This is a genomic window from Flavobacterium hibisci, assembly GCF_020026925.1.
GTDB lineage: Bacteria > Bacteroidota > Bacteroidia > Flavobacteriales > Flavobacteriaceae > Flavobacterium > Flavobacterium hibisci.
The window spans coordinates 135,836-147,375 of record NZ_JAIQDW010000006.1 but is presented as its reverse complement, the minus strand read 5'-3'; the positions used below and the strand labels follow the sequence as shown (position 1 = coordinate 147,375).

5 protein-coding genes are annotated in these 11,540 nt (G+C 34.5%); all 5 read right to left on the bottom strand.

The features are described from left to right. Window positions 1-34 precede the first annotated feature (34 nt). Entirely contained in the window at window positions 35-2,335 is a 2,301-nt protein-coding gene (gene bglX / locus K8B81_RS08485; RefSeq protein ID WP_223680836.1) for a beta-glucosidase BglX, read from the bottom strand. A 198-nt stretch (window positions 2,336-2,533) separates the two neighbouring features. Next, window positions 2,534-3,910 carry a glucoamylase family protein gene (locus K8B81_RS08480; RefSeq protein ID WP_223680834.1) on the bottom strand — a complete coding sequence of 459 codons (1,377 nt, stop codon included), beginning with the start codon at window positions 3,908-3,910 and terminating at the stop codon, window positions 2,534-2,536. Window positions 3,911-3,986: 76 nt separating this feature from the next. Next, window positions 3,987-5,447: a RagB/SusD family nutrient uptake outer membrane protein gene (locus tag K8B81_RS08475; RefSeq protein WP_025572091.1), complete on the bottom strand. Its 1,461-nt coding sequence runs from the start codon at window positions 5,445-5,447 to the stop codon at window positions 3,987-3,989. A 4-nt stretch (window positions 5,448-5,451) separates the two neighbouring features. Continuing rightward, entirely contained in the window at window positions 5,452-8,457 is a 3,006-nt protein-coding gene (locus tag K8B81_RS08470; RefSeq protein WP_223680832.1) for a SusC/RagA family TonB-linked outer membrane protein, read from the bottom strand. A 244-nt stretch (window positions 8,458-8,701) separates the two neighbouring features. After that, window positions 8,702-11,446 (bottom strand): helix-turn-helix and ligand-binding sensor domain-containing protein, encoded by a 2,745-nt coding sequence (locus tag K8B81_RS08465; protein WP_223680830.1) that lies wholly within the window; start codon window positions 11,444-11,446, stop codon window positions 8,702-8,704. Between the last annotated feature and the right edge of the window lie 94 nt (window positions 11,447-11,540).

Below are 11,540 nucleotides of genomic sequence, written 5' to 3'. Positions count from 1 at the left end.
CCAGTACGAAGGGCAATTACTAATAACAAACCAACTATTTAGTTAACTCAAAACTAACTTTCTTGTCTGCAGCCGAATTTCCTCCTACGAAAACATCAAACTGTCCGGGCTCTGCTACGAATTGTAGATCAGAGTTATAAAATTTTAAATCCTCAACAGTAATGTCAAAACTTACTGTTTGTTTTTCTCCTTTTTTAAGTGTTATTTTTTGGAAACCTTTTAGTTCTTTAACCGGTCTTGTTACCGAACCAACCAAATCCCTAATGTATAACTGAACCGTTTCTTTTCCGTCAAAATCGCCGGTATTTGTTACATCAACCGTTACTTTTAGTTTTTCGCTAAAATTCATTTTATCAGCAGAAATTTTCAGATTTGAATATTCGAAAGTAGTGTAGCTTAACCCAAATCCGAATGCGAATAAAGGTTCATTTCTTTCGTCAATATAATTTGATCTGAACTTCTCAAACTTTCCTTCTGTATTAGAAAGTGGTCTTCCTGTGTTTTTGTGTGCGTAATAAATTGGTACCTGACCCACGCTTCTTGGGAAAGTTGTAGTCAATTTTCCGGAAGGATTTACATCTCCAAATAAAACATCTGCAATAGCATGACCTGCTTCACTTCCGGCAAACCAAACATTTAAAATTGCCGGAACCGTTGCGTTTTCATCATTTAAGACCAAAGGACGTCCGTCAAACAAAACCAATACGACAGGTTTTCCGGTTTTTAGCAAAGCATTCAGCAAATCTTTCTGCGCCTGCGGAATTTCTAAATTGGTACGACTGCTGGATTCTCCGCTCATTTCGGCAGATTCTCCTAAAGCAGCCACAATTACATCGGATTGCTCCGCCACTTTTAAAGCTTCTGCAATTAATTCTTCTTTAGGACGAGGATCACGATTTAAGGTTTTGCCAAACATAGTGGCATTGGTTTCGAAGGTCTCATCATAATCTAAATTGCTTCCTTTAGCGTAAAGTACTTTTACCGATTTTCCGCCTACATCCTGAATTCCCTGCAGCAATGAGATACATTTCTCACCAACTGTTGCCACACTCCAGGTCCCTGACATATTGTTTCTGGCATCTGCCAATGGTCCGATAAGGGCAATAGTTCCTGATTTTTTAAGAGGCAAAACCTGATTTTGATTTTTTAATAAAACCAATGACTGTGCTGCAATCTCACGGGCTTCTTTTCGGCTAGCTGTCGTAAAGATTTCTGTTTTGGCTCTTTTCGGGTCGCAATATTTATACGGATCGTGGAATAATCCTAAATCGTATTTGGCTTCTAAAATTAATCTTACAGCATTGTCTATTGTTTCAATTTTTACTTTTCCTTCATCTAAAGATTTTTTCAAAGTTCCTAAAAAACCTTCTCCAACCATATCCATTTCAACTCCGGCATTTAATGCTAAGGCAGAAACATCCTGAAGATTTCCCATACCGTGTTCGATCATTTCAGGAATACCGGTATAATCTGTTACTACAAATCCTTTGAACCCCCATTGTTTTCTCAAAACATCTGTCATTAACCATTTGTTTCCAGTTGCCGGAATTCCATCAACTTCGTTGAAAGATGCCATAACCGAGCCTACTCCGGCATCAATCGCCGCTTTGTAAGGCGGAAAATAATCATTAAACATTCGGATATGACTCATATCAACCGTATTGTAATCACGACCTGCTTCCGGAGCGCCGTATAAAGCAAAATGTTTAACGCAGGCTAAAATGGAATTGTTTTTAGAAAGATCGTGCTGCTGGTATCCGTTCACCATTGCTTTTGCAATCTGGCTCCCTAAATACGGATCTTCTCCTGAACCTTCGGAAATCCTTCCCCAACGAGGATCCCGCGAAATGTCAACCATAGGAGAAAATGTCCAGTTGATACCATCAGCACTTGCTTCCTGCGCAGCAATCTGCGCGCTTCTCTCGATTAGCTTCATATCCCAGGTACAGGATAAACCAAGCGGAATCGGGAATGTTGTTTCGTAACCGTGAATCACATCCATACCAAAAAGCAGCGGAATTTTCAATCGGCTTTTTTCGACCGCAATTTTCTGAACTTCTTTAATTTTCTGAACCGATTTTATATTGAACAAACCACCTACTTTACCTTCGGCGATATTTTTTGCAACATTCGAACTGTTTCCCTGTCCTGTTGTAATGTCGCCTGAAGTTGGTAAGTTTAACTGACCTATCTTTTCTTCTAAAGTCATTTTTGACATTAACTCTGCCACAAACTCCGACTTTGGTTTAATTTTTAATGCATTTTTAGTATTCTTTTTTTGGGCATAACCCAAAACAGTACAGCCTAAAAAGAGTATGATTAATTTCTTTTTCATATGAAGATATTTATTGATTTTTATCTGTCATATGTAATTCGCATATTTCCATTGGTGTTTGAAACCAATTTACTGTAATGCTCATTTCATATTAGATAATGTTCTTCTTTTATGTAATCGCCATTGTTTATTCTTATTTTGGTTCAGAACAATGGCGATTTTATAAATGTGGTATTTATATTTTTTTACGCTGATTTACTAAAAACCGTATTTCGTTGAATGAAAACCTAATTTCTGTAAACCTTTTCTAGTTTCTGGTGCATTCATGAATAACTTCCATAAAAGCCCGGTTCTGTAATTTTCGATCATTACAACTTCTGGTCCCTGGTCAATTGCCAAATAACGTTTTGCAACCCATTTGTTTCCTAAACTCAGTGCATCATAAAAGCCAGCATTACCCCAGGTCTGATCTTTATGATTTTCATACAGATTTCTTATAAAAGCAATTGATTCTTTTGGAGTATAAACAATAGAGCTTATTGCTGCTGTAGGCGAAATAACCCCCTGATCGTTACTTGGCATATGAGCATTGTAACCAACAGAACCGTCTGGATTTCTGGAATAGGATGCTGTAAGTCCCCAATAATCAGTTCCATACCCAGCAACCTTATTGGGATTTTCGATACAATACTCATAATTTATTTTGGTCTGATTTACATTTAAATCCCAATAATTAGCATATTGATCACTTAATTGATTTGGATCTAAACCAACATAAGAATAATGAGCCCAGAATAATGGCCCTCCAAACTCTTCAGCACCGTTATGCTTTAAGATTAAAGGAAGATTATATTTTTTTTTCGATGAAACGATTCCACCGCTTCTAGCCCAGCCTTCATGATATGCTTTTGCATCAATGGAATGGGTTTGTGAAGAGGCTGCCAGCACATAAGTGATAAGGCATTCATTGTAACCCTCCAGAGGAAAATTCATCTCCCAATTATAGTTTGGCGACCAGTGCCAGTACAACACATTTTTATTATTAGTGTACCATTTCCAGTCAATCCCTTTCCAAAGAGCATCGTATTTTTGAGCAACTGCTTTTTCTTTTTCAGAACCATCTTTAAGATATTCACGAACAGTGATCATCCCTGCAGCTAAAAATGAAGTTTCAACCAGGTCGCCTCCATTATCTTTGGTTCCAAAAGGTTTTACTTTTCCTGTATTTCCATCAATCCAGTGAGACCAGGCTCCGTGAAAACGATCTGCTTTACCTAGAAAATCTGCAATTTTGTTCAGTCTTTCGACACCTTGCTCTTTGGTAATATAACCTTGAGATATCCCTGAAACAATAGCCATTAGTCCAAATCCGGAACCGCCTGTGGTCACAATATTTGAATCGTTTTCAGGATAATTTCCGTCTGGATGGTAACGCTCCCGTGCTAATCCTGAATTCGGCTCAGCATAATCCCAGAAATATTTGAATGTTTGTTTTTGAACGGCATCCAAAAGCTGCTCATCAGTTAACCTAACAGTGTCAGAAGTATTTTCTTGTACATTTTCTTTTGATTTATCAGGATTCGATCCACAACTGAAAAAAGTAAACGCTAAAAATAAAACTGAAATTCTAATCATTATAAAAATTTTGAAATTGTTATATAATCACTCCTAACCCTTTAAGGTTAAGACAGGAGTGATTCTGAAAATTTAATTAATAACCTCCAGGGTTTTGCTGAGAAAGTGTTCCTGCTTCTCTAAGAAAAGACGTTGGAATAGGCCATAATTCATGTTTTCCAACTATAAAAGTTTTTCCATCTGCAGCCATCGCATCTTTAGCCTGACCGGTTCTGATAAGATCAAACCATCTGTCATGTTCGAAAGCCAGTTCGACTCTTCTTTCTTTCCAGATTGCTTTTCTTACATCAGTTTGTGTTAATGCAGGCGTTTCTCCTAAATTTGCTCTGAGTCTCACCTTATTTAATAGAGGAATAGCAAGGGAAGTCTGTCCCAGTTCATTTAAAGCTTCCGCTTTCATTAGTAATACTTCTGCGTATCTTAAATATCTAAGATTCGTATCTGTAAATTCCTGATTAGAAAAATCTGATGAGTACGCTTTATAGTTGTACATCGGATTTGCAACTGACTCCGGTACTTCTGTTCCGTCATACAAAACCGATCCCCTGAAAATAATAGTAGCTGCTTTTCTTACATCTCCCGGTTCATATGCATCTGCTAAACCCTGAGTTGGCGTATTAAAACCCCAGCCCCAGCCTCCGGATCCACGTGGCGCCTGAGAAACTGAATAGTTTCCGATTCCGAAACCAGGACTTGAAGTTGAACCAATTCCGTTGATTTCAAAAATAGATTCAATACCAAATTCCCCTTCTTTTTTGAATTGATAAGCATAATCGTCAACTAAATCATATCCGGTTACTTTATCACAATTGTCAATTACTTTTTGCCAGTTTTTCTGGTATAGGTTTACTTTTGCCAGCAAAGCATAAGCAGACCCCTTGGAAACTCTTGTTTTATCATCTGCCCCATAAGCTGATTTATCTGGCAAATTCATTATAGCATCATTTAAATCCTTTTCAATAAAAGCATAAACTTCTGCAGGAGACTTGCGGGTGAGCTGCATGATCCTGTCTTCTTCTGATGCTGGAAGTGGCAAATGATCAATAATTGGAACAGCCCCATATCCTTTTACCAAAGTAAAATACATAAAAGCTCTCATAAATTTTGTTTCTCCCTCTAGCCTTGTTTTTAGAGCCGATGTTGCTTTATCAAGTTTAGGAAGGAGATCCAAAGCCTGATTACATCTGTTTATTCCTGCATAATTAGCATCCCATATAGATTGAAATGAGGGAGTTGAAGCATTATAGGTTAAATTGTCAATTATATCCTTATCAGTACCCGCATCTCCCGGATCAGAGCCTTTGTCTGCATCATCTGAAATGATACTGGTAACAGCATTCCAGGCAAAAGATGACATTTCCCAACCTAAAAATTGATTATAAATTGCTGTTACAAGTCCTTTAGCCCCTTCATCATTATTTATCAGTTCAACATCAGCCGGTACAGATTCAGTAGGGTTTACTTCTAAAAATTCATCTGCACATCCAGAAAAAAATAATCCGGATAGCACAAACATTGATATATATATTTTTTTCATGATATTAAAATTTAAAATTAGCACCTATTATAAATGACCTCAATGATGGATAAGCGTCTAATTCAACTCCCTGAGTACCTTCTACTAATTTTCCATCGCTTGTTATATCGGGCGAAAAACCTGAGAATTTTTGAGAAATAAACGGATTGATAGCATTGATATAAATTCGGCAAAAGCTAAAAAACTGATCATCTTTTAATGGTAGCTTATATCCTAGAGTAATGTTATTGATTCTAAAAAAATCTGCTGATTCTAAGAAAAAAGTAGAAACATAAGGTGTTACATTTGAAGGTTTTGGATTGGAAGCTGTCGTATTGGTTGGTGTCCAAAAATCATTTGCTACTGAAGCTTCAATATTTTCACCTCCAAAACGCTGTGCCTTTTTACCATTATATACTTTTGCTCCTCCTGTTCCATAACCATCAACAGAAAAATCAACATTTTTATAATTTAAACCTAAAGTAATTCCATAGGTAGAAGTAGGTAAAAGCGAACCAACATACTTTTTATCAGTTCTCTCATTCAATGCTGTCTGAATTACTTTATCACCACTTGCCGTATAATAGAGCATGTTACCGTTTGCGGGATCAATTCCGGCAAATTCATACATATAAAAACTTCCTAAAGGCTGTCCTACTGAAGTATTATCAAGTATTTTTGTATTCTGTCCATTTCCTAAACTTCCACCAATAATTGGTGATATCTGAACATTTTTAAGACTCGACAGTTCATTTTTGTTATGAGAAAAGTTTCCTCCAACCCAATAACTTAAATTATCGTTTATTTTATCATCCCAACGTAATGCAATTTCATAACCTTTATTTGATACCTCTCCAACATGTGCCGGTGTTGCAAGTGTAATTCCTGATGTCCCGTAAGGTTTTACATTTAAAATTGTGTTGGTTGTTTTCTTATCATATAAATCAAATGAACCTTTCAATTTATTGCTGAATAACTCAAAATCAAAACCAGCTGAAAGTTCTTCTACAATTTCCCATGATAAATTAGGATCAACCTGCGAATTGATCGTGGTACCTGAACCAAGCCCTGGTACATCTACGCCGGAAGTAAAAGTCTGCGTATTCAACGGTACATTTTGATTTCCTAGTCTACCCCACGAACCTCTTATTTTCAATAAGTTAATCGGCTCTATATTACTTAAAAAGCTTTCTTTTGATACAATCCAGCCTAAACCAACCGATGGAAATGTTCCCCAACGTTTATCATCCGCAAATTGAGATGATCCGTCTCGTCTAACAGTTCCGGTAAGCAAATATTTGTCCATCAATTTGTACTGAAAACGGGCAAAATATGAGGCAAGCCTTCTTTGATTTAAAGCTTCATCTTTATATCCCGTCACTGTACTTGCAACATTAATATCTTTTAGAGACCAATAATCAGCATTTGAATTTACATTTTTTCTGTCAATTGTCAATTTCTCTCTTGTACCCTGTACATTCGATTCAATACCTGCAGTAACTTCAACATCATGAATTTCTGCAAAAACTTTATTATAAGTTAAGTAGTTGGACAAATTCCAATTAAAATATTGATCTCTGCCTCTTGTTAAAGTATTTGTATTTAAACTTTTTGTATCGTAGCCTGATGCTACTCTTCCAGGATCTGCCGCGAGCCATAAAGCTAAATTATCAACATAGTTATACTGTTTGTAGGTATAAAATTCTCCATTAAATTGCGATGTAAATTTTAATGATTTTAAAATTTCATAATCTAATTTCAACCCTCCCTGTAAAATAACGCTATTTTGCTGCTCATTTGTATAATCTAACTGCGATACGGCATTACCAACATTGTTAAAAGATTCTCCGGTTGGGGCTACAACTCCATTTAAAACAAACGGTACACCATATTTTCCGTTTTCATAACGTACAGGAACCAATGGAGACTGTCTGTAAGCATTAGTAAAAGCACTCAAAGGAACTGGTCTGTTTTTTATGCTACTCACACTAAAGTTTTGAGTAATGTTAAGTTTATCTGAAATCCTGAACTCATTATTACTTCTGAAAGTGGTGCGGCCATAATCAGATCCTTTTAAAATTCCTTTTTCTTCGTAATTACCAGCACTAAAAAAATATTTTATATTTTCTGAAGAACCTGAAATAGAAATATTGTTTTGGGTATAAAATCCTGTTCTGGTAATTTCATCAAACCAATTGGTATCATAAGGCTGATTGGCAGAAAACCTTCCTTGTGGATAAGCGTTACTATAAGCAACATTACTATAACGAACAAACTCCTCGCTATTTGCCATTTTTACTTTTTTCAATGGACTCCTAAAACCTGCAAAACTTTCAACATCTACAGTAAGTTTACCCTTTCCTGATTTTGTTGTAATCATAATTACACCATTAGCACCTCGGGTTCCATAAATAGCTAATGAGGAAGCATCTTTAAGAACTTCATAAGATGTAATATCATTAGCATTAATATTATTGATATTCTCAGTTGGCATACCATCCACAACATATAAAGGATTTCTTCCTCCTAATGCTGTACCGGCTCCCCTGATTAAAACTGAAGGTGTACTTCCAGGTGCATCAGAAGTTGAAACTTGTACACCGGCAGCTTTACCTTGTATGGCCTGTGATGCATTAATTACTTTCATCTTGGTAATTTCCTCAGATTTAATTGAGGTTACAGCAGAAGTATTATCAATTTTCTTTCTGGTTCCATATCCTATTACTACTACTTCTTTTAAGGCAGTATCTTCGGATTCTTTCAGTTTTATTTCCATTGGAACTGTAGTTGCAGGTACAGACACAGCTTCAAAACCAAGCATTGAGATTTTAATGACTTCGCCTTCTTTGGCATTTATGGTAAAATTACCATCAAAATCAGTCTCAGCAGATGCTTTTGATTCCGAAGCCGAAATTATAGCTCCAGGAACTCCCATTCCACTACTATCTACTACTTTTCCTGTAATTGTTTGCCCTGACATATATGCAGGCAAAAGCAATAAGACAAAAAAGCTAAAAATAAAATTTTTCATAGAGTTTCTAATCGTTTAAGTTAGTAGAGCCAAGTTAAACAATTACAACGTTGTAGTACATCAATCTCTACCACTACACAGCTACATCAATATGCTAAAAAAAACACTTAAACACCTAATAATAAACATTTTATTATTTACGTAAGTTTTTTATATATAACACTATGATGTAGTAATGATGTATTGGAATAAGACAAAAAGCATAATAAAAAAATAAAATATATTCAAAATTCAATAGCACAAATTAGATATTTAGTAAAAATTTCGAAAGATTTTCTTCCTGAGTAAGATTTAATTTCTTTCTTAAGCGATATCTATGTAGTTCAACACCTCTAAACGAAATATTCATTAACGGTGCTATTTCTTTTGAAGAAAGGTTCATTTTAAGATATACACATAGTTTAATATCTTTTGGAGTAAGTTTAGGGAACTTCTTTGAAAGAGTAGTTATAAATTCGTTGTGAATCTGATTCAGATTGGTTTCAAAGGTTTCCCATTCGTGTTTATTGACTTCATTGATCTTGATCGCTTTTTTAATCTCACTCCTAAGCTTATTAAAATCTTTCTCTGAATCTAAGATACTCTGAATGTTTTCAATCATTTCACTTTGTTTGGCTATTGACAACGATTTTCCAGCTACTTCAGACGATTTGGTTTGAAGTTCAAGTTCAAGGATATGTTTCTCGTATTCCTGAATATTCAATTCGTTTTCAGCTTTTAATTCCATTTCCAGAATTTCACGCTGGTGTTTTAATTCTTCAGCCTGTAATTTCAATTTTTGAATATAGCGAAGCTTATTCCATTTGTAATACAAAAACAACATTGCACTCACTAATAATAAATACAGAAGAATCATCCACACAGAAAAATACCATGGCTGAGCTACTTTAAAATCAAAATTGCAAATCTTGTCATAGTGAACACCGTCATGTTTATAAACACTAACAGAATGAAATCCGCTGCTTAAGTTGTTAATTAAAATATGTCCTTCATAAATAGGAAAAAAATCCTTGCTGTTATTTATTGTGTAAAACAAATTAGGCTTGCTTGCACCATAAATTCCTGATATAACATTAATTTTAACTTCTGTATTATATTTAATTTTAGAATCCTCTGGAAGCAGGACTCCTTCATTAAAAGCTTCAATTTTGAGATTCGTATTTTGATTGTTACTATATTTTAACTGAAGGGAAATAAATCCGTCATCAAGATTAAGCAAATAATGGTTTTGAGTCTTGAAAATTCTCAAATTGTCATTAATCAGCTTTCCTTTATAATATTTTTCTTGAATGATATTCCACACAAATTTATTTCCGGAAGCATAAATATGATATAAAATTCCATCCTGAAGGACCATAAAATGATTTTCATCGATTGCTACAACATCTGAAATATTTTTAAAATTGTCATTAAACAATTCGTTTTCCTCAAGTTTATTGGTAATCGAATTGTAGGTGTACCATAAATTATTGATTAGAAAAAGAATTTCGTTTCTAAATTCAAAAATTTTTACCCCAAAATCATTTTCTATGTTACTCTTTTGTGTAATATTTTCAACCTTCCGGGTCTGGTACTTATCGCTATACAAAACACGATATAAACCCCGGTAATTATCAGCAGCAAAAATTTCATTTTTTTTGTTTTGGGACACATATTTTATTGGTTTTGAAATACCATCAATTTTTTTGTATTCAGCCAGTTTTGAAATATCATCGTATGCCATAATCCCACTATATGTCGATTGAAAGCATGTATTATTAATGCTGCTTTTCGATAAATTCCAGCCACCGCTTACATTATTTGTTTTAACTAAAGAACCGTTTTCATAACAAAAAGTACCGTCATTATGGCCTATGATATATTTATTGCCATTTTTAGTAATATTCCATGCTTGTCCCTGAGTGTTTGGGATCATTTTAAATTTACCGGAATCAAATTCAAAAACACCATGATTAGAAGCTATTAAATAGCCTTTATTGGTAGTTGCAACGGAATATACCGAACCTAAAATTCCTGAATTGTCATAAAAAATTGATACTGGAGAATTTACTTCAACGTGTGCTATACCGTTATCCAGACCTAGCCATAAATCATTTTCCTTATCAAATCCAATACTTAAGACAGAATTATTCATCAATACATTGTTCCGATCAATATTTTTATAGCTGTCAGTTTTAAAATCATAAATAAAAACACCTTTGTTGCCTGTACCCAAAACTAATTTATCATTTTTTATAAACTTGGCTACGTTAATTGTAGCCGTTTTTAAAACTTCATTAAATGAATTATTCCAGGGCTTTAAAACTCCGTTTTCAACTATAAAAATTCCTTTTTTCTGAGTAAAAATATAGGTCTTCTTATGATATTTTTCCATTGCATGAACAACACAGTTCTTAAGAGCATCCCAACCTTTTGGATTAGCAATTTTGCTGTCGTCCATTTTAAAAACACCTTTTTCTACCGAAGCCACATACAGATTCTTATCAACTACAAAACAGTAAGAAATCAAAAATGGAAATCTGATTCTTCTGATCTGTTTTCCATTATAAATAAAAACATCGTTGAAAGATTGAAAATATATCGAACCATTAAATTTGAAAATTTTCCAGATTTCTTCATTATCCTTTTCGTCGAATAAACGCAGATTTTTAGTAATGGAAACATAATGCATCTTGCCTTCCTTTCTGTACCAGTAACCAAATTCCTTATAAGAACCTGAATAAATTTTATCACCCTCAATCATTATAGAACGAATGATTGTTTTGTTTGGCAGCGTATATTTTTCCCAGATAACACCATCATATCGCAATAAATAATGATTATTGGCAAAATACATAGCGTTATCTTTACCCTGAACGACATTCCAGATCTGATTGTCACCCTGATAATTGGATTTAGTATAATTTTCTACGAATGGAAGTAATTCTTGCGATTGAATTTGAGCGGTAATGAAAAAGAAGAACAGTAATTTTAAGAGTATCGATTTCAAAATATTCAGATTTAACCTCAAATATACTCACAAATATTTAAATTTTGAGCATAAAAAAGCTCCCGGTATAGAGGAGCTTTATATATTTAATTTA